Source organism: Ruegeria sp. HKCCD6119 (assembly GCF_013110585.1).
GTDB lineage: Bacteria > Pseudomonadota > Alphaproteobacteria > Rhodobacterales > Rhodobacteraceae > Ruegeria.
This window is the reverse complement of record NZ_WVQV01000001.1, coordinates 243840-265310: the sequence shown is the minus strand read 5'-3', so window position 1 is coordinate 265310 and position 21471 is coordinate 243840. Positions and strand designations below refer to the sequence as shown.

Annotated in this window: 23 protein-coding genes; 5 read left to right on the top strand and 18 right to left on the bottom strand. The window is 60.1% G+C overall.

All coding sequences use genetic code 11. The annotated features are described in order from the left end of the window. Positions 1 to 5 precede the first annotated feature (5 nt). From GS611_RS01315 to GS611_RS01255, 14 genes are all read right to left on the bottom strand, one after another. A complete protein-coding gene (locus GS611_RS01315) occupies positions 6 to 1163 on the bottom strand; it encodes an NADH-quinone oxidoreductase subunit E (RefSeq protein WP_171631147.1) in 1158 nt (385 codons plus the stop codon). Further along, positions 1163 to 1639 (bottom strand): hypothetical protein, encoded by a 477-nt coding sequence (locus tag GS611_RS01310; RefSeq protein WP_171631143.1) that lies wholly within the window; start codon positions 1637 to 1639, stop codon positions 1163 to 1165. Before GS611_RS01310 ends, GS611_RS01315 begins: the two co-directional genes overlap by 1 nt. After that, complete coding sequence (locus GS611_RS01305; protein ID WP_171631140.1) at positions 1636 to 2859, bottom strand: NADH-quinone oxidoreductase subunit D; 1224 nt, start codon at positions 2857 to 2859, stop codon at positions 1636 to 1638. The genes GS611_RS01310 and GS611_RS01305 overlap by 4 nt, the downstream gene beginning before the upstream one ends. Beyond that, positions 2859 to 2984 (bottom strand): hypothetical protein, encoded by a 126-nt coding sequence (locus tag GS611_RS21240; protein ID WP_256368965.1) that lies wholly within the window; start codon positions 2982 to 2984, stop codon positions 2859 to 2861. The genes GS611_RS01305 and GS611_RS21240 overlap by 1 nt, the downstream gene beginning before the upstream one ends. Further along, complete coding sequence (locus GS611_RS01300; protein ID WP_010442775.1) at positions 2984 to 3157, bottom strand: hypothetical protein; 174 nt, start codon at positions 3155 to 3157, stop codon at positions 2984 to 2986. Before GS611_RS01300 ends, GS611_RS21240 begins: the two co-directional genes overlap by 1 nt. Beyond that, positions 3157 to 3762: an NADH-quinone oxidoreductase subunit C gene (locus GS611_RS01295; protein WP_171631137.1), complete on the bottom strand. Its 606-nt coding sequence runs from the start codon at positions 3760 to 3762 to the stop codon at positions 3157 to 3159. Before GS611_RS01295 ends, GS611_RS01300 begins: the two co-directional genes overlap by 1 nt. Before the next feature lie 11 nt (positions 3763 to 3773). Next, positions 3774 to 4307 carry an NADH-quinone oxidoreductase subunit B family protein gene (locus GS611_RS01290; RefSeq protein WP_010442777.1) on the bottom strand — a complete coding sequence of 178 codons (534 nt, stop codon included), beginning with the start codon at positions 4305 to 4307 and terminating at the stop codon, positions 3774 to 3776. Continuing rightward, positions 4298 to 4663 (bottom strand): NADH-quinone oxidoreductase subunit A, encoded by a 366-nt coding sequence (locus tag GS611_RS01285; RefSeq protein WP_050602775.1) that lies wholly within the window; start codon positions 4661 to 4663, stop codon positions 4298 to 4300. Before GS611_RS01285 ends, GS611_RS01290 begins: the two co-directional genes overlap by 10 nt. A gap of 194 nt (positions 4664 to 4857) precedes the next feature. After that, positions 4858 to 5640, bottom strand: coding sequence for a crotonase/enoyl-CoA hydratase family protein (locus GS611_RS01280; RefSeq protein WP_171631133.1), 783 nt, complete (start codon positions 5638 to 5640; stop codon positions 4858 to 4860). Position 5641: 1 nt separating this feature from the next. Next, complete coding sequence (locus tag GS611_RS01275; protein ID WP_171631130.1) at positions 5642 to 6493, bottom strand: hydroxymethylglutaryl-CoA lyase; 852 nt, start codon at positions 6491 to 6493, stop codon at positions 5642 to 5644. Positions 6494 to 6571: 78 nt separating this feature from the next. Continuing rightward, complete coding sequence (locus GS611_RS01270; protein ID WP_171631128.1) at positions 6572 to 8506, bottom strand: acetyl/propionyl/methylcrotonyl-CoA carboxylase subunit alpha; 1935 nt, start codon at positions 8504 to 8506, stop codon at positions 6572 to 6574. Positions 8507 to 8511: 5 nt separating this feature from the next. Beyond that, positions 8512 to 8937: an ASCH domain-containing protein gene (locus GS611_RS01265; protein ID WP_171631125.1), complete on the bottom strand. Its 426-nt coding sequence runs from the start codon at positions 8935 to 8937 to the stop codon at positions 8512 to 8514. A 1-nt stretch (position 8938) separates the two neighbouring features. Further along, complete coding sequence (locus GS611_RS01260) at positions 8939 to 10543, bottom strand: carboxyl transferase domain-containing protein (RefSeq protein WP_171631123.1); 1605 nt, start codon at positions 10541 to 10543, stop codon at positions 8939 to 8941. A gap of 361 nt (positions 10544 to 10904) precedes the next feature. Next, the gene (locus GS611_RS01255) at positions 10905 to 12365 is read right to left on the bottom strand and encodes an AMP-binding protein (RefSeq protein WP_253284941.1); all 1461 of its coding nucleotides are present in this window, start codon (positions 12363 to 12365) and stop codon (positions 10905 to 10907) included. Between the two features lie 205 nt (positions 12366 to 12570). Here GS611_RS01255 and GS611_RS01250 point away from each other — a divergent pair, with 205 nt between their 5' ends. After that, positions 12571 to 13173: an OmpW family protein gene (locus tag GS611_RS01250; protein WP_171227945.1), complete on the top strand. Its 603-nt coding sequence runs from the start codon at positions 12571 to 12573 to the stop codon at positions 13171 to 13173. A gap of 52 nt (positions 13174 to 13225) precedes the next feature. Here GS611_RS01250 and GS611_RS01245 read toward each other — a convergent pair whose 3' ends face one another. The 3 genes from GS611_RS01245 to GS611_RS01235 all read right to left on the bottom strand — a co-directional run bounded on the left by GS611_RS01245 (position 13226) and on the right by GS611_RS01235 (position 16455). Further along, complete coding sequence (locus GS611_RS01245) at positions 13226 to 14389, bottom strand: isovaleryl-CoA dehydrogenase (RefSeq protein ID WP_171115013.1); 1164 nt, start codon at positions 14387 to 14389, stop codon at positions 13226 to 13228. A gap of 164 nt (positions 14390 to 14553) precedes the next feature. Further along, positions 14554 to 15744 carry a DegT/DnrJ/EryC1/StrS aminotransferase family protein gene (locus tag GS611_RS01240; RefSeq protein ID WP_171631117.1) on the bottom strand — a complete coding sequence of 397 codons (1191 nt, stop codon included), beginning with the start codon at positions 15742 to 15744 and terminating at the stop codon, positions 14554 to 14556. A 39-nt stretch (positions 15745 to 15783) separates the two neighbouring features. Continuing rightward, a complete protein-coding gene (locus GS611_RS01235) occupies positions 15784 to 16455 on the bottom strand; it encodes an HAD-IA family hydrolase (protein ID WP_171631115.1) in 672 nt (223 codons plus the stop codon). A 134-nt stretch (positions 16456 to 16589) separates the two neighbouring features. Here GS611_RS01235 and glmU point away from each other — a divergent pair, with 134 nt between their 5' ends. From glmU to GS611_RS01215, 4 genes are read left to right on the top strand one after another with little or no spacing between them, the layout of a single operon-like run. Continuing rightward, complete coding sequence (gene glmU, locus GS611_RS01230; RefSeq protein WP_171631112.1) at positions 16590 to 17942, top strand: bifunctional UDP-N-acetylglucosamine diphosphorylase/glucosamine-1-phosphate N-acetyltransferase GlmU; 1353 nt, start codon at positions 16590 to 16592, stop codon at positions 17940 to 17942. A 3-nt stretch (positions 17943 to 17945) separates the two neighbouring features. Further along, positions 17946 to 19769 carry a glutamine--fructose-6-phosphate transaminase (isomerizing) gene (gene glmS / locus GS611_RS01225; protein WP_171631110.1) on the top strand — a complete coding sequence of 608 codons (1824 nt, stop codon included), beginning with the start codon at positions 17946 to 17948 and terminating at the stop codon, positions 19767 to 19769. Positions 19770 to 19772: 3 nt separating this feature from the next. Continuing rightward, on the top strand, positions 19773 to 20315 hold the full coding sequence (locus GS611_RS01220) for a pyridoxamine 5'-phosphate oxidase family protein (protein ID WP_171631107.1): 543 nt from the start codon (positions 19773 to 19775) through the stop codon (positions 20313 to 20315). Positions 20316 to 20320: 5 nt separating this feature from the next. Beyond that, positions 20321 to 21007 carry a DNA alkylation repair protein gene (locus GS611_RS01215; RefSeq protein WP_171631105.1) on the top strand — a complete coding sequence of 229 codons (687 nt, stop codon included), beginning with the start codon at positions 20321 to 20323 and terminating at the stop codon, positions 21005 to 21007. Here GS611_RS01215 and GS611_RS01210 read toward each other — a convergent pair. After that, complete coding sequence (locus GS611_RS01210; protein WP_371732209.1) at positions 20995 to 21375, bottom strand: hypothetical protein; 381 nt, start codon at positions 21373 to 21375, stop codon at positions 20995 to 20997. The genes GS611_RS01215 and GS611_RS01210 overlap by 13 nt on opposite strands. Between the last annotated feature and the right edge of the window lie 96 nt (positions 21376 to 21471).

The following is a 21471-nucleotide window of genomic DNA, read 5'->3' as shown; positions in this document are numbered from 1 at the left end:
TCCGTCTAGTCTTCGTATGTGCCCTCGGATTTGGCACGTTTGGCGAATTCGGTTTCCTCACCGGCAGCAAGCTTGGTCGCCTGCTCGATCCAGCCATCGCGTTCGATCCGGCCTTTGAATTTCAATCGCGCATCGACCCAGGCCACATGTTCGGGCGTCCAGGCCGCGATCTGGTCATAGTGATAGAAACCCAGCTCGTTTAGCGTTTCTTCCAGCTTGGGGCCGACGCCTTTCAACAACTTAAGGTCATCCGCCTTGCCGTCACGTGCCGCGGTTAGAGTGTTAGGCTGGGTCTCCTGAACGTCCGGGCCATCCGTCTTTGCCGCAGCGCCCTCGGGAGATGCCGGTTCGGTATGGGTCGATTTTTTGGTTGCACTCTGTTGTGCCGCCGTCTTGCCGGGCTCCGGCTTTTTCGGCGGTTGAGGAGCGGAACCGGAAGCTTCGGCTTTGCCATCCTTACCAAGCCAAGGAGTCAGGATCGGAACTTCGGTTCCGTCGATACGCTTGACCGTGTCCCCAAGCTCTGTCGCCAGTTCAACACTCGCGTTGTATTTCGGCTTGCCGGCTTCATATTCGGACAGGCTGGAAAGCCCTTTCAACGGCTCGGCCGCGTAACGCCCATTCTGAGGACCGGGCGTCGGCACCTTGCCCGCCACCAGATCGTCGAGGATCCTGCCAAAGCTCTCGGCGGTCAGGTCCTCATAGTAATCCTTGCCGATCTGCGCCATCGGCGCATTGGTGCACGATCCCAGGCACTCGACCTCTTCCCAGCTCAGCTTGCCATCGGCAGAAAGTTCATGCGGTTTCGCCGCGATCTTTTCCTTGCAGACCGCGATCAGATCCTCGGCCCCGCAGATCATGCAGGACGTCGTGCCGCAGACCTGAATATGCGCCACAGATCCTACTGGTTGCAGCTGGAACATGAAGTAGAACGAGGCGACCTCGAGCACGCGGATATAGGCCATGCCCAGCATATCCGCGACCGATTCAATCGCCGGACGGCTCAGCCATCCCTCTTGTTCCTGCGCACGCCAGAGTAGCGGGATCACCGCGCTGGCCTGACGCCCCTCGGGGTATTTGGTAATCTGCGCTTTGGCCCATTGCTGGTTGGCAGCGGTGAAGGCAAAGCTTTCGGGTTGTTCGGGGTGCAGACGGCGCAGCATTAGCAGGCATCTCCGATCACGATGATATAGGGGGCGTCCTGATGCGCGCGACCTTGTTCGACAAGGAAGGCAATCAGATCAGGCGTTTCGGCCTGTGTAAAACCGGCGGGGCGCAATTTTATCTCGGCTTCTTCTTCGACCATACGGCACCCATTCAAACGCACGAAGTCAAATAAGGCGTCGGCACGCCTTGCCGTATCCTCGGGCGCAAGTCCATGCGCACCGCAAATCGCAGGCGCAATCTCGAATACGGGACCGTCCAGACCAGCCAACCCCCGTTCGGCCCAGGAATTGATCACGGCGCTGACATCCTCGGGGCGCAGGTCACGCGCAGAAAAAGCCTCCTCGGTTTGCGAAATATCCAGCCGACAGCCGTTTTCCCGCATAACCTCCAGCACTTTTGCCGTCGGGTGAGTCGATGCGGCCTGCGCTGGTAGGGCAGCCACGAGGGCCAGAATCAGGGCAAAGCATCTCACCGATCAATCTCCCCAAACACAACGTCCATGGTGCCGATGATGGCGGCGACGTCGGCCAGTTGGTGGCCTTTGGCAACGTGGTCCATGGCTTGCAGGTGCAGGAAACCGGGCGCGCGCAGTTTGGCGCGATAAGGCTTGTTGGTGCCGTCGGCGACCAGATAGACGCCGAACTCGCCCTTGGGGGCCTCGACGGCGGCATAGACCTCACCAGCCGGCACGTGGAAGCCTTCGGTATACAGTTTGAAGTGATGTATCAGGCTTTCCATCGAGGTCTTCATGTCCGAGCGTTTTGGCGGGGTGATCTTGCCGCGCGCCAGAACGTCACCGGGGCACTCGCGGATTTTGGCGATGGCCTGACGGATGATCAGCAGCGACTGGCGCATTTCCTCCATGCGGACAAGGTAGCGGTCATAACAGTCGCCGTTCTTGCCGACGGGGATCTGGAATTCGAACTCGTCGTAGCACTCGTAGGGCTGCGCGCGACGCAGGTCCCAGGCCAGACCCGATCCACGCACCATCACGCCCGAGAAGCCGTATTTCTGGATGTCATCTTCGGTCACCACGCCGATATCGGCGTTGCGCTGCTTGAAGATGCGGTTTTCGGTCAGCAGCCCGTCAATGTCATCAAGGACGCTTGGGAACTCGTGACTCCAGGCCTCGATATCGTCCAGCAGTTCCGGCGGCAGGTCCTGATGCACACCGCCGGGGCGGAAATAAGCCGCGTGAAGGCGGGCCCCGCAGGCACGCTCATAGAACACCATCAGCTTTTCGCGCTCTTCAAAGCCCCAAAGCGGCGGGGTCAACGCGCCCACATCCATCGCCTGCGTGGTCACGTTCAGCAGGTGGTTGAGGATGCGGCCGATCTCGGAATACAGAACCCGGATCAGCGAACCCCTACGCGGTACTTCAACCCCGGTCAGCTTTTCGATGGCCAGACACCAGGCATGTTCCTGGTTCATCGGCGCCACGTAATCCAGACGGTCGAAATAGGGCAGGTTTTGCAGATACGTCCGGCTTTCCATCAGCTTTTCGGTGCCGCGGTGCAGCAGGCCGATATGCGGGTCGCAGCGCTCGACAATCTCGCCGTCCAGTTCAAGCACCAAACGCAGAACCCCGTGCGCCGCAGGGTGTTGCGGGCCGAAGTTAATGTTAAAGTTGCGGATCTTCTGTTCTCCGCTCAGCGCGTCCGTGCTGCCGTCATCGTATCTTGAGCCGTCCATCAACGCCCTCGTTTCTTTTTCGCATCGGCCCGAACCCGAACCTTTTCCGCCTCGGCCGCTTTGGCAGCAGCCCCGGCCAGCAGAACCCCCAGCGCCCCCAACGCGATCAGTTCCCCCAGACCCATCAGCGGCGCTCCAGCTCTTGCAGTTTAAGCCCGACCCACCACAGCAGGGCGATCGTGCCAAAGGGAACCAGACACAGCAGGCACCAGTATTTGTTGATCCCGAAGAACGGCAATATCTTCACCATCGGAATGATGGTCAGCGCAGACAGGATCAGCCACCAGATGCCACCCATTATTCGGTCTCCTGTTTCTCATCCCCCGGCAGAATGTAGTTCGCACCTTCCCATGGGGACATGAAATCAAACTGACGGTACTCCTGCACGAGACTGACCGGCTCGTAGACGACGCGTTTCTGCGCCTCGTCATAGCGGACCTCGGTATAGCCAGTGGTCGGAAAATCCTTGCGCAGCGGATGACCGCGAAAGCCATAGTCGGTCAGGATGCGGCGCAGATCTGGGTGGCCCGAGAACAGGATGCCGAACATGTCGTACACCTCACGCTCGAACCAGTTGGCCGAGGGGTGAACATCGACGATCGAGGGCACCATGTCATCCTCGCGGATCGACACCCGCAGCCGGATGCGCTGGTTCTGGTACATCGACAGGAAGTGATAGACCACATCGAACCGTTTGGCGCGTTCGGGGTAATCCACACCGGTGATATCCACCAGCGACGAGAATTTGCAGCTCTGGTCGGATTTCAGGAATTCGACGAATTCCACAAGGTTTGACGGCGCCACATCCACGTTCAGTTCGCCATGGGTCACGTCCCATGACAGAACACAATCAGATCGTTTGATTTCCAGCTGCGCGCCGAGTTCCTTGAGTGCTTCGCTCATCAGCTCTCTCCTCAGCGGACAATTGTGCCGGTACGGCGGATTTTGCGTTGCAACTGCATCAGACCGTAAAGCAGTGCCTCAGCAGTCGGAGGGCATCCGGGCACGTAGATGTCCACCGGAACAACCCGGTCACAGCCACGTACGACGGAATAGGAATAGTGGTAATACCCACCGCCATTCGCGCAAGACCCCATCGAGATCACATAGCGCGGCTCGGGCATCTGGTCATAGACCTTGCGCAGCGCGGGCGCCATCTTGTTGGTCAGGGTTCCGGCCACGATCATCACATCCGACTGACGCGGAGACGCTCGGGGGGCAATGCCAAACCGTTCCGCATCATAACGCGGCATCGAGGTATGCATCATCTCAACTGCGCAGCAGGCCAGACCAAAGGTCATCCAGTGCAGCGAGCCGGTACGGGCCCAGTTGATGATGTCTTCGGTCGAGGTCAGCAGGAACCCTTTGTCCTGCAGCTCGGCATTCAGGGCCTGGGTGGCGACTTCTTTGTCGACGCCAGCGGTGTTTGCACCTGTCATCACTCCCATTCCAGCGCCCCTTTCTTCCATTCATAGGCAAAGCCGATGGTCAGAACACCCAGGAACACCATCATGGACCAGAACCCGACATCGCTGATGTCCTTGAAGCCGACGGCCCAGGGAAACAGGAAGGCAATTTCAAGATCGAAGATGATGAACAGAATCGAAACCAGATAGAATCGGACGTCGAATTTCATCCGCGCATCGTCGAAGGCATTGAAACCACATTCATATGCGCTGACCTTTTCGGGGTCGGGATTGCGGACGGCCAGTACGACGGCGGCCAGAATCAAGACGATCCCAAGGCCAACGGCAACGGCCAGAAACACCAGAATCGGGAGGTACTCCCGCAGCAGGTCTTCCACGAATAGCTCCTTTCCTGCGCATGCCCCGATCCGGGTGCGCCGTCAATTGGCGTGTTGACTGGACATTCTCTATCCCCGCGGGGTCAGAGGGTCAACCGAACACAGCCCCCTTCGCGATCAAACCTGCGCTTGACAGCGCGGCATAGAATCGCAGCACCGGCGTTTGGCACTGGCATGGCGGAACCTTGTAAAACCTACTTATTCCATGCAGGTTTTCGTTTTTCAAAAAACGCCGCGATCCCTTCGCGTGCCTCGTGTGTTTCCCACCGTTCGACCAGCTCGCCTATGGTCTGATCGATCACGGCATCGTCGATGCGCGGCCCCAAAGCGCGCACCAGCGCCTTGGCAGAGGCAACCGCCCCGGGAGCGCAAGACAAATAGGGGCGAATTTCGTCCTCAACGGCCTCCGAAAGCCGATCTGCCGACACGGTTTTCGCCAGCAGGCCCAGATCAACGGCCTCGGACGCATCGAACAGACGGGCCGACATGAAGACCCGGCGCGCGCGGGCTTCGCCCATGCGGGCGATGACATAGGGGCCAATTGTTGCGGGGATCAGCCCCAGGCGCGTTTCGGTCAACCCCATCATCAGACCGTCGACCCCGATCGCGACATCGCACACGGCCGCCATGCCCACCCCGCCCCCAAAGGCATTGCCCTGCAACGCCCCGATCAGAGGCTTTGGCATCGTGTTCAGAGCCTGCAACATCTCGGCCAGTTTGCGCGCCTCGACAAAACGCGTCTTTTTGTCAGCCGCCATCTGGTCCTGCATCCACCCCAGATCACCGCCGGCACAAAACGTCCTGCCCGCCGCGGCCAGAACGACCGCCCGGACCGCGTCATCCTGACCAAGTTGCGATGCGGCGTCGGTCAATTCCGTGATCATCTGCCCCGACATGGCATTGTGTTTTTCCGGCCGGTTCAGGGTGAGCGTCGCGACACCACGCCTATCCGTCGAGATCGTGATCGTTTCAAACATGTCAGCCCCGCAAAGCCCTGGCCATCTGCGCGGCCTCTTCAACAACGTCGATATCCAGGCCAGTTTCGTATCCCAGCCGATGCAAATGTGCCGCAACCTCCTCGGTCGCCACGTTACCGGCCGCACCCGGGGCGTAGGGGCAACCGCCCAACCCTCCCACTGCTGCATCGAACACCCGCACGCCCAGCGCCAATGCCGCATCGATGTTGTCGATCGCGCGCCCGTTGGTGTCATGGAAATGCCCCGCCAGCCGCGTCACTGGAACCCTCTCGCGCACTGCCAGAAGCATATGTGCAACCTTGTCCGGAGTCCCCTGCCCTATCGTGTCGCCCAGCGAAACCTCGTAACAGCCCAGCGCGAAAAGCCGATCAGCAACCTCAGCCACTTTTTCGGGCGGCGTCGGACCGTCATATGGGCAATCCGTAACGCATGAGACATAGCCACGAACCGGCAGGTCGATATGGCGCGCCGCCTCCAGAATCGGCGTGAACCGCTCGATCGACTCGGCGATGGAGGCATTGATATTGGCCTTCGAGAATCCTTCGGAGGCCGAGGCAAACACGGCAATCTCGTCCGCCCTGGCCGCCAGCGCGTCGCCATAGCCATGCATGTTCGGCGTCAGCGCGGCATAGCGCACCCCATTCGCACGCGTGATCCCCCCCAGCACCTGAGCGGAACCCGCCATCTGCGGCACCCATTTCGGGGACACGAAGCTTGCAACTTCGATCCGGCGAAACCCCGCCCGGCTGAGACAGTCGATCAAGGCGATCTTGTCCGCGACCGGTATTTCGCGTTTTTCGTTTTGCAGCCCGTCGCGCGGCCCGACCTCATAGATTTCGACCAGCTCACCCATGTCCGCCCCCCTTCTGGATTGTCGTCGTTTCAAGCAAATATCGTCTGACCTTGGCACGCCGCGTTGCGCGGGTACAGATCAAGCTTCTTCCTCCAACCTCACCAAGGCAGCCCCGGCTTCGACCTGCGAACCATCCCCGACCAGCACTTCGGCAACGATCCCGTCCCGCGCCGCAAGCAGCGAATGCTCCATCTTCATCGCTTCCAAAATTGCCAGACGATCGCCTTTCTGTACGGTTTGTCCCGCTGTGGCAAAGACGGCTTTGACCAGACCGGGCATAGGCGCCTCGATCACATTGGTGTCGCCGGTCGCGCTGGTATCGCGGTCCAGCGGATCGATGACGTCAAAGCTCTGACCGTAATCGGTGAAAACCGTCAGGGTCCCGTTATGTGCAGCAACGCGAGGCATCGACGTGTCGTTCAACATCCAGCGCCCGGCGGTGCGGTCCGCAACGACGCGGTTTTTGCCAATCTGCCAAATCTGGCGATCCGGCCCATCGACCTGCACATCCAGATCCAGCACGTCGTCGCGACGGGACAAATGCACGGCACGATGCAGCGGCGCCCACAGCGAAAACCCGGTTTCCGGATCGACATCCAACAGATCCAATGCCGTCATCGCAGCCGCGACCGCGGTAACATCCGACGGCTCGGGTTCCTGCACCAACGTTTCAAGGTCTCGCCCGATCAGCCCCGTATCGACATCGCCCGAGGCAAATCCTTCGTGACGCGTCAACGCGCCCAGAAAGGCCAGATTGGTAACAGTACCCGCAACTTCGGTCTGTTGCAGCACCCGGTTTAACGTCTCAAGTGCAATGGCACGCGTCGATCCATGCACCACCACCTTGGCGATCATCGGGTCATACCACGGGCTGATCGTGTCCCCGGCGCGAACGCCGCTATCGGCGCGACACGTGCCGGGGAAAACCAGATGAGTCAGCGTTCCCGTCGCGGGCAGGAACCCTTTCGGCACATCCTCGGCATACAGACGAGCCTCGAAGGCATGGCCAGAGATCGCAAGATCATCCTGTTTCTTGGGAAGGCTCTCGCCTGCGGCCACGCGAAGCTGCCACTCGACCAGGTCGATCCCCGTGATCGCCTCTGTCACCGGGTGCTCCACCTGAAGGCGCGTGTTCATTTCCATGAACCAGAACCTGTCGGGGCGCAGCCCGTCCGAGGCATCGACGATGAATTCGACCGTGCCCGCGCCTTTATAGCCGATCGCCTCGGCGGCCCGCACGCCGGCCTGACCCATAGCCTCGCGCATCTCAGACGTCATGCCCGGGGCGGGGGCTTCTTCGATCACCTTCTGATGGCGGCGCTGCAACGAGCAGTCCCTTTCGAACAGATGCACGGCATGAGTACCATCGCCGAACACCTGCACTTCGATATGGCGGGGTTTGGCCACGAATTTTTCGACCAGCACGGCATCATTGCCGAAGGCGGTCCGGGCCTCGCCCCGCGCGCTGTCGAGCGCGGCCTCGAAATCCTCGGGGCGTTCGACAAGGCGCATCCCCTTGCCGCCGCCGCCCGCAACGGCCTTGATCAGAACCGGATAGCCGATGGCATCCGCCGCACCTGCCAGATGCTCGGGGTCCTGATTGTCGCCGTGATAGCCGGGCACGACCGGAACACCGGCCTTCTCCATCAGAACCTTGGCCGCGTCCTTGAGGCCCATCTTGCGGATCGCATCCGCCGAGGGGCCGATGAACGTCAGCCCCGCCGCCTGCACGGCATCCACGAAATCGGGGTTCTCGGACAGAAAGCCATACCCCGGATGGATCGCCTGCGCGCCGGTGTCCAGCGCGGCCTGAATGATCACATCACCCTTCAAATAGCTGTCCGCCGGGGCCGGGCCGCCAATATGAACCGCCTCATCCGCCATCTGAACATGTTTTGCGGCTGCATCCGCATCGGAATAAACAGCAACGCAGGACACGCCCATGCTCTGAGCCGTTTCCATCACTCGGCAGGCGATCTCACCCCGGTTGGCAATCAGAATTTTGTTGAACATAGCCTTCACCCTTCCAATGCCAGATCTTCGACGAGACGGAACCGTTCGCACACGAGTTTCATCTCGGGATCAAAGCCGCCGTTTCGTTGGAAATATCGACGATGATCTTCCCGCCATCCTTCAAGCGTTTCATTTTCACCTTCCGCCAAGGCGAATTCCTCGGTCACATCGCAGTAACGCTGGATCGAAATATCAATGGTTTCAATGACCAACGCCGGAGTGTCATCCCAGTTCAGCGCAATATCACGGCGACCGGACTTGGGCATCTCAAGGCTGTCATCAGGATAGTTTCTGAGCGCGTCGCAGGTCGCTGTTTTACGGCCAGAACGGACCAAGGCCAGAAGCTCAGAACTCAGCACGGGGTTGTCGCCGAATTTGAAGGTTTGTGCACCGGGATAACGGGCTATTATGTCTTTCAAACTCTCGCTCATCTCACATCCTGAACACGCCGAAACGTGTCTCCTCGATCGGGGCATTCAGAGCGGCGCTGAGCGACAGGGCCAGCACATCGCGGCTCTTGCGCGGGTCAATGATGCCGTCATCCCACAGTCGGGCCGAGGCATAGAGTGGATGCGACTGTTCCTCGAACATATCCAGCGTCGGGCGTTTGAACTCGACCTCCTCTTCGGCGGACCACGTGCCACCCTGCCGTTCTATCCCGTCGCGTTTGACGGTGGCCAGAACGCCAGCGGCCTGCTCGCCGCCCATCACCGAAATGCGCGAATTCGGCCAGGTCCACAGAAAGCGCGGCTGATAGGCGCGACCGGCCATGCCGTAGTTTCCAGCACCAAACGAGCCGCCGACCAGCATCGTGATCTTGGGCACCGAAGTGGTCGCCACCGCCGTCACCATCTTGGCCCCATGCCGCGCGATGCCTTCGTTCTCGTATTTGCGGCCCACCATGAAGCCGGTGATGTTTTGCAGGAACACAAGCGGGATTTTGCGTTGCGAACACAGCTCGACGAAATGGGCGCCCTTCTGCGCGGCTTCGGAAAACAGCACGCCGTTATTGGCGATGATCCCAACCGGACAGCCTTTGACATGGGCAAACCCCGTGACCAGCGTTTCGCCGAAGCGCGGTTTGAATTCGTCGAACCGAGACCCATCGACCAGACGCGCAATCACTTCACGGATGTCATAGGGCGTGCGCAGATCAGCAGGGACAACGCCCAGGATTTCCTCGGGGTCATAGGCCGGATCTTCGGGGCTGGCCCAGTCCACCGTCTGCGGCTTGCGGCGGTTGAGTGACTTAACCGCCCGACGGGCCAAGGCCAGCGCGTGCGCATCATCCTCGGCCAGATAATCGGCCACGCCGGACAGGCGCGTGTGCACATCGCCGCCGCCCAGATCTTCGGCGCTGACGACCTCTCCCGTTGCTGCCTTGACCAGCGGCGGGCCGGCCAAAAAAATTGTGCCCTGTTCCTTGACGATGATCGTCACATCCGACATCGCCGGCACATAGGCGCCACCGGCCGTGCATGACCCCATGACCACGGCGATCTGAGCGATCCCCTTCGCGCTCATCCGCGCCTGGTTGTAGAAAATGCGGCCAAAGTGATCGCGGTCGGGAAAGACCTCATCCTGATTGGGCAGGTTCGCGCCACCGCTGTCGACCAGATAGATACAGGGCAGATGGTTTTCCTCGGCAATCTCCTGCGCCCGCAGGTGTTTTTTGACCGTCATCGGATAGTAGGTGCCGCCTTTCACGGTGGCATCATTGCACACAACCATAACCTGCTGCCCCTGCACAAGGCCAATGCCCGCAATCACCCCAGCACAGGGCGCGGCACCGCCATACATCCCATGCGCCGCTGTTGCCCCGATTTCGAGGAACGGAGACCCCGGATCCAGCAGGTTCGCCACCCTTCGGCGGGGGAGCATCTTGCCGCGGGATTCATGCCGCGCGCGGGACTTCTCTCCTCCGCCCATGCGGGCTGCTTCGGCTGCGGCAGAGATTTGCGCCAGCGCGTCGAGGTGGGCTGCGCGGTTGGCCGTGAAGCCCTCAGAGGCGGGCATAGCTTTGGATGTGAGTTTCATTTGCATACCTCTATTTTCAAAGACCGATTGGCAATTGGAAGAGCTATGAAAACCACAGCAATGCCAAACAATATTGATTTTCCTAATAGTCCAATCGGCACCCAACTTGGGAACAGTGACACGCCGTCGACGCCGAACAAGCCCATCATTCCAAAGGCGAACCAAAAAACGGTCACGAGGGTGCAAGCTATTATTGCGTGGATGAGACCAGAACCGCTCGCGACTCTGAGCTTCTCATTGCATTTTCCACATTCGACGAAAGGTATGTAGCCCTCACTGCCCTTCGCTGTGTTTGCGATATTCCACGTGACAGGTGCGTCGCAACAAGGACATCGGAGCCCACTAATTCTATCGAGTACTTTCATTCCCCTATATCTTCCCCCGCCGCCCGCGCCTTCAACTCCTTGCGGATCACCTTCCCGGTCACGGTCATCGGCAGATCCTCCAGAAATGCCACCTCGCGCGGGTACGAATAATGCGCCAGACGGTCCTTGACCCAACCCTGCAACTCGGCACCCGTGGCCTCGGCCCCCGGTTTCAACACCACATAGGCCTTGACGATCTCGGTCCGCAGCGGGTCGGGCTTGCCGACCACGCCCACGGTGGCCACAGCCGGATGGGTCAGCAGGCAATCCTCGATCTCGGCCGGACCGATGCGGTAACCGGCCGAGGTGATCACGTCATCATCCCGACCGACAAAGCGCAGATAGTCGCCTTCCCACACGCCGCGGTCTCCGGTGATCAGCCAGTCACTCCGGAACTTCTCGGCCGTTGCGTGCGGATTGTTCCAGTATTCCAGCAGCATCGAGGCCGAACCCCGCCGGATGGCAACATCGCCTTCCTCGCTGGTCGGGATGCCATCCTCGTCGATCACCGCGACTTCATGCCCAGGCACCGGCTTTCCGATACAGCCGGGTTGAACAGGGAAATCCTCGGCGCAGGAGGATACGACCATATTGCATTCGGTCTGGCCGTAGAATTCGTTGATCGTCAGACCAAACGCACCGTGGCCCCAGGCCAGCATCTCGGCCCCCAGCGGCTCACCCCCGGACGCAACCGAGCGCAAACCCGGGATCGCCTGATCCGCCGCCTTGAGCATCCGCAGGGCGGTCGGCGGAAAGAACACATTCCGCACCCCGCCCCGCGCAATGATCTCGGCGCAGGCTTCGGGAGTGAACTTTTCAAGCCGTGCCGCGACAACCGGAATGCCCAGCGCAAGGCCCGGCATCAGCACATCGAACAACCCGCCAATCCACGCCCAATCCGCCGGGGTCCACAGGCAGTCTCCTTCGCGCAGGTGATTGTGGCTGATCGAGACACCCGGCACATGCCCGGTCAGAACCCGATGCCCGTGCAGTGCGCCTTTGGGGCTGCCGGTTGTACCAGAGGTGTAGATCAATACGGCAGGATCCTCGGGCCCTGTCGCGGCATAGGGCAGCGCAGGACCGGCCACGCCAATTTCGGATGCGATCAGAGGTTCAGCCAGATCGCCCAGCAAATCCACCCCTTCAGCATCAGTCAGCACGATCTGAACGCCTGCATCGCCCGCCCGCGACCGCAGCGCATCCCGTTTGAATAACTTGAACAAGGGCACCGAAATCGCGCCGATCTTCCAGATCGCCAGATGAGCTGCCGCACACCAGGGTGACTGGCTCAGCAGCACTCCGACCCGATCACCGGGCCGGACGCGGGCCAGCAGGGCGCGGGCAATCCCATCAGCCATTTGCGCCAGTTGCCCATAGGTTGTCAGCCGCTGCCCTGATCCGGTCAGATCAATAAGCGCCACCTGATCACCCGGATGGTTCAGACATTGCTGCGCCATGTTCAGCCGGTCCGGTATGTCCCAGCCTCCTCCTGAGCGCAAACCCGGTATGCGCTCAGCGTGCAACAACGCGAATTCCCCTTGTTTTCCTGATGCTTCGCGACCTGACCTTGGGCGGACACATCACACAAACTTGATGCAGATCAGAGTGGCCGGACACCGCCTTTGCGAAACCAAGAGCATCAACATAACCAAAGGCAAGAATATGACAAAGAAACTCGCCGCTTTGACACTGTCTACCGCGCTGGTCGCCCTGGCGGCTCCGGCTTTGGCCCAGTCGCAAGGGGACTGGACGCTGGGTATCGGTGTTGGCTATCTGGATCCGAAATCCGACAACGGCACGCTGGCCGGTGCGGCAGCGACGATCGACGCGGACACCCGCCCGATTTTCACCGCCGAATACTTTATTCGCGACAACCTGGGCATTGAGCTTCTGGCGGCGACCCCGTTCAAACACACCGTGGCCCTTGGCGGTACGGACGCGGCCACGGTCAAGCACCTGCCGCCCACCCTGTCGCTGAATTATCACTTCCCGACCAACAGCGCCTGGAAACCCTATGTCGGCGCCGGTCTCAACTATACGATCTTCTTCGACGAGCAATCGCCCCTGGGCAACATCAAGGTCGATGACTCCTTCGGCGTCTCGTTGCAGGCCGGTCTGGATTACATGGTCACCGACAACGGGGCGATCCGCCTGAACGTGCGCTGGTTCGACATTGACTCGGACGTCTCGCTCAACGGCGCCCCCATCGGCACCGCGGAAATCGATCCCTGGCTGGTCGGTGTTTCCTACGTCCATCGGTTCTGATCTCGTTTCCAAAGCGCCCTGCGGTTACCTCGTCCGCAGGGTGTTTTTTCTTTCAGAGCATTTCATTCATCATTTCGCGGCCGATCAGCATCCGGCGAATCTCGCTGGTGCCTGCACCGATCTCCATCAGCTTGGCATCCCGGAAAATCCGGCTGACCGGCGCATCCGACAGGAAGCCCGCCCCGCCCAGCGCCTGAACCGCCTGATGGGCCTGAACCATCGCCTGTTCCGACGCGTAAAGGCAACACGCTGCCGCATCCTGCCGGGTCACGTCACCGCGGTCACACGCCTTGGCGACTTCGTAAACATAGGCCCGCGCCGAGTTCATCGCGGTGTACATGTCGGCAATCTTGCCCTGCATCAACTGAAAGCTGCCGATGGGTTTGCCGAACTGCTTGCGTTCAGCCAGATAAGGCATCACTTCGTCCAGACAGGCGGCCATGATGCCGGTCCCGATGCCTGCCAGCACGACCCGTTCATAATCCAGCCCCGACATGAGCACGGCAACACCCTTGCCCTCTTCGCCCAACACGTTCTCGAACGGAACCTCTACATCTTCAAAGATCAGCTCAGCCGTGTTCGACCCGCGCATACCCAGCTTGTCGAAATGGGGCGAGGTTGAAAAACCCTTCATCTCTTTTTCGATCAGAAATGCGGTAATACCCTTTGATCCGGCATCGGGGTCCGTCTTGGCATAAACCACCAGAGTATCCGCATCCGGCCCGTTGGTGATCCAGTATTTGTTGCCGTTCAGACGGTAATGGTCGTTCCGCTTTTCGGCGCGCAGCTTCATCGACACCACATCCGACCCGGCCGAAGGTTCCGACATGGCCAGCGCCCCCACATGCTCGCCCGAGATAAGCCTCGGCAGGTACTTTTGCTTCTGTTCTTCATTGCCGTTCAGCTTGATCTGGTTCACGCACAGGTTCGAATGCGCCCCGTATGACAAAGAAACCGAAGCTGAAGCGCGCGCGACCTCTTCGACGGCGATCGTATGCGCCAGATAAGACATGCCTGCACCGCCGTACTCTTCCGGCACGGTAACACCCAGCAGACCAAGCTCTCCCATCTCTTTCCACAGCTCATTCGGAAAGGCATTGGTGGCGTCGATCTCGGCCGCCATCGGCTTGACTCGCTCCTGCGCCCAGCGATGCACCATCTCGCGCAGGGCATTCACATCCTCACCCAGATCGAATTTCATCGTGGCCATGAACATCTGCGTCTTCCCTCCGCTTTAATGAACAAGTGTTCAATAAATCTCTAGCAGCGAATCTGCCGCCGGTCAATCTTTGTGGCAGCGCGTCCGAAACAGAAAACGCCGCCCCGAAAAGGGCGGCGTTTCAAAAGATCGAGCGTGCGCCGCAGGCGCACTCCGCTTGGTCAAGACTGATAAACCGCGCTCACCTCAGCCCGGATGATCCGGGCGATCAATCGACAATCCTCCAGGGAAAACGTCAAAGGCACGCGCATATCCATAATGCCGGCCAGAACGCGGTCACTTTCAGGCATCCGCTCGCTATCGAAATATCGCCAACTGTCATAGCGCGACGTGAAACCTGTCGGTTCGGCACCGCCGAACCACTTCAGCTCAACCCCACGCGCGGCGCAACGGCTGATGACTTCGGCTATCCGTTCAGGCACCCAATCCAGCAGCAAGAACTGAATCGAAGACCCGACATAGGTTTCTTCTTCGGGCCGTTCGACGATCGTCAGACCCGGCGTGCCCCGCAACCCGGCTTCGATCTCGCGATAACGTTCGTTCCACCGTTCCACCTGCCGGTCCAGATCCCGCAATTGCGGGCGCAGGATGGCGGCGCGCAAATTGTCCATCCGGCCCGAGACGTTGGGCGTGGTGTATTTGATCCGTTCGAACACGTCCGGCCCCGGCGCCGCAAGATGGCGTTCGTACAACATGTAGGACCCCGACAACATCGTAGCCTTGGCCGCCAGTTCCTCGTCATCGGTGACCAGCAAGCCCCCTTCGCCCGAATTGACATGCTTGTAGGTCTGGCAGGAATAACACCCGATCGCGCCCTGCCGTCCTGACAACTGACCGCGCCAGGCTGCACCCATCGTGTGTGCGCAATCCTCGATCACGATCACCCCGGCCGCGTCACACATCTGCATCAGCCGGTCCATATCACACAGATGCCCACGCATATGGCTGAGCATCAGAACACGCGCTTGATCTAGCTTGCCCTCTAGATCATCCAGATCGATGGTCAGCTCTTCCGTCACTCCGACAAAAATTGCCTGCCCTCCGACCGAGGCAATCGACCCCGGCACCGGCGCCAGCGTAAACGCATTGGTCAAAACCGGGTCGCCCGGCTGCACGCCAACCGCACGCAGGGCCGTGGCCAGAGCGTAACCGCCAGACGAAACCGCCAGACAGTATTTGGCCCCCATCTGCGCCGCAAATTCCTGTTCCAGCAGGGCCGTTTCCCCCAACTCTCCGGGGACGACATTGTAACGATGCAGACGTCCATGGCGCAGAACGGCCAGTGCCGCTTCGATTGCTTCTTCCGGAAGGGGTTCCTGCTGCGTAAAGCTGCCAGAGAATACGTCGGTCATGGTCTTGTTCTGAGGCTCCGAAAGGGTCCGGTCAAGGTTTCAGGCTGCCGCACCGATCAGATCAGGCACGAGGCCGGGCAAGTCATCAAAATGATGCAGAAGGGCTTCGGGTTCCAGCGCCGCCATGTCATCCCCCGATGGCCCGAAGGTAACCAGTACCGAAGGAACGCCCGCCGCCCTGGCGGTGTTGCGGTCGGTATCCGAGTCTCCGACCAGCACGCACAAGTCCGGATCGCCCCCGGCACGGCGCGCGGCTTCACGCAACGGCGCCGGGTCCGGTTTGCGGACCGGCAGCGTATCTGCCCCGACCAAAGATGCAAAACGGTCCCGCACCCCCATGCGTGTCAGCAACAATTCGGCCAGATGTTCCGGTTTGTTCGTGCAAATGCCCACACCGTAACCCGCGTCACTCAGCATCTCGACCGCCTGTAGTGCGCCGGGATAGAAACTGGTGTGGGTGTCGATGTCCTGCGCGTAGACCTCAAGAAGAACCGGGTAATAGGCCTGCACCGTATCTTCGTCATAGGCCCCGACTCGTTTCAGCCCGTGGGTCAGCATCATGCGTCCACCTCGCAGCGCCACACCGGAATCCGGCCCGTGGACCAGTACATCCCCGTGCCCCATCTTGCGGAAACAATGGTTCGCGGCCGCCAGCAAGTCGCCGGATGTATCCGCCAAAGTGCCGTCCAGATCGAAGATGACGGTGCGCATTTCGCCCCCTTGCTCGGCAGGTTTTCGCCGTGTCCTGTTTCAATCGGCAATCTTGTTTGATGGCCGAACGGCTTGCGCCTTTGACCTCAGCGGATAAAACGGACGGCAACAAAACACAAAGAGAAAACGAATTCATGACCACTGCCCTTGTCATCCTTGCCGCCGGAAAAGGCACCAGGATGAATTCGGACCTTCCCAAAGTTCTGCATCCCATCGCTCAGGTTCCGATGCTGATCCATGCGATGCGCGCCGGATCTGTCCTGTCGCCCGAACATACCGTGATCGTCACCGGCCATGGGTCCGAAGCCGTGGCAAAGGTTGCACGGGCCGAGGATGAAGGGACGCAGATCGCCGTGCAGGAAGACCAGTTGGGTACGGCCCATGCGGTCGCCCAGGCCCGAAGCGCATTCAGCGGGTTCGAAGGTGATGTGGTTGTTCTTTACGGCGACACCCCGTTCCTGCAGCCCGACACGCTGGAAAGGATGATCGAGGCACGGTCCGGGAATGACCTTGTTATTCTTGGCTTTGAAGCAGCCGATCCTGCCCGTTATGGCCGGCTGGTCATGAATGGCGACGTGCTGGAACGCATTGTCGAATTCAAGGATGCGTCGGATGAAGAACGATCCATAACATTTTGCAACTCAGGGCTTTTGGCCTGCAATGCGCAGCTGCTGTTTTCGCTGATCGACGAGGTCGGAAACGACAACGCTTCGGGCGAATACTATTTGACCGACGTGGTTGAAATTGCGCGCCGCCGTGGGCTGAACGTGACCGCAGTCGCGTGCGACGAAGCGCAGACGCTGGGCGTGAACTCTCGCGCTGATCTGGCGGCCGCCGATGCCGTATTTCAGACGCGCGCCCGTGCCGAGCTGCTTGACCTGGGTGTCACCTTGATGGCGCCTGACACGGTGTATCTGGCCGCGGATACGGTAGTCGGGCGCGATACGGTGATCGAGCCAAATGTGGTGTTCGGACCGGGCGTCACGGTCGAAAGCGGCGCAACGATCCGCGCCTTTTCGCATCTTGAGGGCTGCCATGTCAGCCGGGGCGCTGTCGTCGGCCCCTACGCGCGCCTGCGCCCTGGTGCCGAACTGGCCGAAAACACGCGGGTCGGCAATTTTGTCGAGATCAAGAATGCCGAAATCGCCGAAGGCGCGAAGGTCAATCACCTCAGCTATATCGGGGACGCTTCGGTTGGCGCTGCGACCAACATCGGCGCAGGCACGATCACCTGCAACTATGACGGCGTGATGAAGCACAAGACCACGATTGGGGAGAATGTCTTTGTCGGCTCGAACACCATGCTGGTGGCGCCGGTCACAGTGGGCGACGGCGCGATGACCGCGACGGGCACTGTCGTGACCAGGGATGTGGACCCTGATGCGCTGGCTGTTGCGCGGGCCAAGCAGGAAAACAAGCCCGGATATGCACGTAAATTGTTTGATATGTTGAAGGCGAAAAAGGCTCGCCGCGATAAAAAGGCCTGAGATATGTGTGGAATAGTAGGTGTTTTGGGGCAGCACGAGGCCGCCCCTATTCTGGTAGAAGCCCTGAAACGGCTTGAATATCGCGGCTATGACAGCGCCGGGATTGCAACCGTCAACGACGGCGCATTGGGCCGGCGGCGCGCGGTTGGCAAGCTGGTCAACCTCAGCGATCTTCTGGTGCATGATCCTCTTCCCGGAAAATCCGGCATCGGCCATACCCGCTGGGCCACGCATGGCGCCCCGTCGGTCAACAATGCACATCCGCACAAGGCGGGCCCGGTGGCCGTCGTTCATAACGGCATCGTCGAAAACTATCGCGACCTGAGGGCCGAACTGGCCGAACATGGTGTTGATTTCCAAACCGAAACCGACACGGAAACGGTCGCCCTCATGACGGAACACCACCTGAACTCGGGCCTGTCCCCGGTTGAGGCCGCGTTCAAGACGATCGACCAGTTGGAAGGCGCCTTTGCGCTGGCCTTTCTGTTCGACGGAGAGGACGACCTGATCGTGGCGGCCCGCAAGGGATCACCGCTGGCCATCGGACATGGGGATGGTGAGATGTATGTGGGCTCTGACGCCATCGCCTTGGCGCCTCTGACCAACCAGATCACATATCTGGAAGAAGGCGACCGCGCGGTTCTGACGCGAACGTCGCTTGAAATCCGCAACGAATCCGGTGAGCTGGCCAACCGGGAAAAGCGCAAGATCAAGCTGGATCATACGCGCGCGGACAAGGGCGAGCACAAGCATTTCATGGCCAAGGAAATCGCTGAACAGCCCATCGTTGTGGCAGAGGCGATCCGGTCCTACCTGCCCACGGGTGGTGACCGCGTGGCACTGCCCGATGCCGATCTGGATTTCAGCAAGCTGGACCGTCTGACCATGGTGGCCTGCGGCACCGCGTTTTACGCCTGCCTGACCGCGAAATACTGGTTCGAGCAACTGGCCAAGATGCCGGTAGAGGTCGATATCGCCAGCGAGTTCCGCTATCGCGAGCCTCCGATCACGGATCGAACACTGGCGCTTTTCGTCAGCCAGTCGGGCGAAACCGCCGACACGCTGGCCGCGTTGCGGTACTGTGAGGGCAAGGCAGACAAGATCGTTTCGGTCGTCAATGTCCCCGAAAGCTCGATTGCAAGGGAAAGCGATATCGCCTTGCCAATCCATGCCGGTGTCGAAATCGGCGTGGCTTCGACCAAAGCCTTCACCTGTCAGCTGAGCGTGCTGCTGATGCTGGCGCTCAAGGCCGCAGCAGACCGGGGCACGATGACGGGTGAGGACATCGCCGATCATGCCGCCGCTCTGCGCGGGTTGCCGACCGTGCTGAACGCCGCGCTCGATCAGAACCGGGCGATCCGCAAAGCCGCCCAACGCCTGTCCGAGGCGCGCGACGTCCTGTTTCTGGGCCGTGGCCTGATGTATCCGCTGGCAATGGAAGGCGCGCTGAAGCTCAAGGAAATCAGCTATATCCACGCCGAAGGTTATGCGTCAGGAGAGTTGAAACACGGCCCCATCGCCCTGATCGACAAGCATATGCCCGTGGTCGTCATGGCACCCCGTGACACCGTGTTCGACAAGACCGTGTCGAACATGCAGGAAGTGATGGCGCGCAAGGGCAAGGTGATCCTGGTCTCTGATGATGACGGCATTGACGAGGCCGGCGACGGAGTCTGGAGCACCATCCGCATGCCGCATGTTCACACCAGTCTTGCACCGATCCTGTATTCGGTTCCCGCGCAATTGCTGGCCTATCACACGGCGGTTGCCAAGGGCACCGATGTGGATCAGCCGCGCAATCTGGCCAAGTCGGTCACGGTGGAGTGAATTATGGCCAAGCAGTTCCCGCAGCTTGAGGAAGCGCATCAAAAGTTCATTGAAGATCAGCATATGTTCTTCGTCGGCACCGCCGGGGCCGAAGGTCGTGTCAATATTTCCCCCAAGGGAATGGATTCGCTGCGGATATTGGGGCCGAACCGCATCGTCTGGATGAACCTGACCGGCAGTGGCAATGAAACGGCGGGGCATCTTTTGCAGGTCAACAGGATGACGCTGATGTGGTGTTCCTTCACCACGCGCCCGATGATCCTGCGCACCTACGGCACGGCACGTTGCCTGCATGTCGGGGATGATGGATGGGACGACTTTGCCGGCCTGTTCCCAAATCACCGAAGCGCACGGCAGATCTATGACCAGACGATCGACATGGTGCAGACCTCTTGCGGCTATGCCGTGCCTTTCATGGAATTCCAATCCGACCGCGATACGATGCAGAAATGGGTGGATGGAAAATCAGACGAGGACATCCGCTCGTATTGGGTGGAAAGGAACAGCCATACGATTGATGGAAAGCCAACCGGCGTACCGATGTGAGCCCGATGCTGAGTGGATATCTAGATCAGATCAAAGCGCATGGTGACCCCGAGCGCGCGACCCAGATGGCCAGCTACCACAAGGCGGATCGCATATATCTGGGCGTCGCGAACCCGGTTCTCAACGACCTGACCAAGGCGTGGCGGAAAGAATTGGACGTACCGGCGCGGGTCGCATTGGCGGACGGGCTATGGCAAAGCAACATCCACGAAGGGCGGCTTGCTGCATCCAAGCTTTTGACTCAGGCACGCATCCGACCGGATGGGGCCGTTTGGAATTTGCTTCAAAGCTGGCTGCCGGATTTCGATGCCTGGGCCGTTGCGGACCATGCGTGCATGGCGATGCAAAAACGGCTTTCAGCAGATCCCGAACGGTTGGACGAGGTTGAACTGTGGACCCGGTCCGATCACATGTGGACCCGGCGCGCGGCCTTGGTCGCAACCCTGCCCTGGACCAAACAGAACCACCCCAAGCCTGACGATCTGCACCGCCGTGACCGCATCCTTGGCTGGGCTGCGGGATATGTTTCGGACCGCAACTGGTTCATCCAGAAATCCATAGCCTGGTGGCTGCGCGAACTGTCCAAACATGACCCAGAACGCGTGATCGCCTTTCTGAACCAGAACGGTGATGCCATGAAGCCGTTTGCCCGCCGTGAAGCAGGCAAATACCTGAAAAATCAGTCCACATAGACCTCAAGCTCGACAAGTTCGTCGAAGGGCACCAACAGGGCCCTCATGGCGTCCAGTGACAAGCGGCTGCCGCTGCTGTCCGGACCGGGAACCGGGACCAACGTAATATAGGCCTGCGCCCCGGTTCGTGGCACGACGACACGTGCCGTAACTTCGCTGTCCACCAGCGGTGTCTGCATCCAACGCCCCGGAGTGGTCGGATCCCCAAGCCCGGCGATGGTGGTTTTCGCCCCAACCCAGTTCGGGCGCGCGGAAACCGGTTCGGGCTGCAACACCTCTTCGGCAACTGCGGTGCCGGCTTCCGTGTCAGGCACCGTTTGGGCGGGCGCGTCGCCCCCGCCGAACACTCGGTCAGTCGTTGACTGCACGGCATCGCATCCGGCCGTCATTACGCATGTCAAAACAAGTATTTTCTTCATGCCGGAAACCTACAACCCTGCGCCCAGCTGTTCCAGCGCAAAGCA

Coding starts and splice junctions, on each gene's coding strand:
- GS611_RS01315 (WP_171631147.1), bottom strand. CDS start 1,163: ATGCTGCGCCGTCTGCACCCCGAACAACCCGAAAGCTTTGCCTTCACC.
- GS611_RS01305 (WP_171631140.1), bottom strand. CDS start 2,859: ATGGACGGCTCAAGATACGATGACGGCAGCACGGACGCGCTGAGCGGA.
- GS611_RS21240 (WP_256368965.1), bottom strand. CDS start 2,984: ATGGGTCTGGGGGAACTGATCGCGTTGGGGGCGCTGGGGGTTCTGCTG.
- GS611_RS01300 (WP_010442775.1), bottom strand. CDS start 3,157: ATGGGTGGCATCTGGTGGCTGATCCTGTCTGCGCTGACCATCATTCCG.
- GS611_RS01295 (WP_171631137.1), bottom strand. CDS start 3,762: ATGAGCGAAGCACTCAAGGAACTCGGCGCGCAGCTGGAAATCAAACGA.
- GS611_RS01290 (WP_010442777.1), bottom strand. CDS start 4,307: ATGGGAGTGATGACAGGTGCAAACACCGCTGGCGTCGACAAAGAAGTC.
- GS611_RS01280 (WP_171631133.1), bottom strand. CDS start 5,640: ATGTTTGAAACGATCACGATCTCGACGGATAGGCGTGGTGTCGCGACG.
- GS611_RS01275 (WP_171631130.1), bottom strand. CDS start 6,493: ATGGGTGAGCTGGTCGAAATCTATGAGGTCGGGCCGCGCGACGGGCTG.
- GS611_RS01270 (WP_171631128.1), bottom strand. CDS start 8,506: ATGTTCAACAAAATTCTGATTGCCAACCGGGGTGAGATCGCCTGCCGA.
- GS611_RS01265 (WP_171631125.1), bottom strand. CDS start 8,937: ATGAGCGAGAGTTTGAAAGACATAATAGCCCGTTATCCCGGTGCACAA.
- GS611_RS01260 (WP_171631123.1), bottom strand. CDS start 10,543: ATGAAACTCACATCCAAAGCTATGCCCGCCTCTGAGGGCTTCACGGCC.
- GS611_RS01255 (WP_253284941.1), bottom strand. CDS start 12,365: ATGGCGCAGCAATGTCTGAACCATCCGGGTGATCAGGTGGCGCTTATT.
- GS611_RS01250 (WP_171227945.1), top strand. CDS start 12,571: ATGACAAAGAAACTCGCCGCTTTGACACTGTCTACCGCGCTGGTCGCC.
- GS611_RS01245 (WP_171115013.1), bottom strand. CDS start 14,389: ATGTTCATGGCCACGATGAAATTCGATCTGGGTGAGGATGTGAATGCC.
- GS611_RS01240 (WP_171631117.1), bottom strand. CDS start 15,744: ATGACCGACGTATTCTCTGGCAGCTTTACGCAGCAGGAACCCCTTCCG.
- GS611_RS01235 (WP_171631115.1), bottom strand. CDS start 16,455: ATGCGCACCGTCATCTTCGATCTGGACGGCACTTTGGCGGATACATCC.
- glmU (WP_171631112.1), top strand. CDS start 16,590: ATGACCACTGCCCTTGTCATCCTTGCCGCCGGAAAAGGCACCAGGATG.
- glmS (WP_171631110.1), top strand. CDS start 17,946: ATGTGTGGAATAGTAGGTGTTTTGGGGCAGCACGAGGCCGCCCCTATT.
- GS611_RS01220 (WP_171631107.1), top strand. CDS start 19,773: ATGGCCAAGCAGTTCCCGCAGCTTGAGGAAGCGCATCAAAAGTTCATT.
- GS611_RS01215 (WP_171631105.1), top strand. CDS start 20,321: ATGCTGAGTGGATATCTAGATCAGATCAAAGCGCATGGTGACCCCGAG.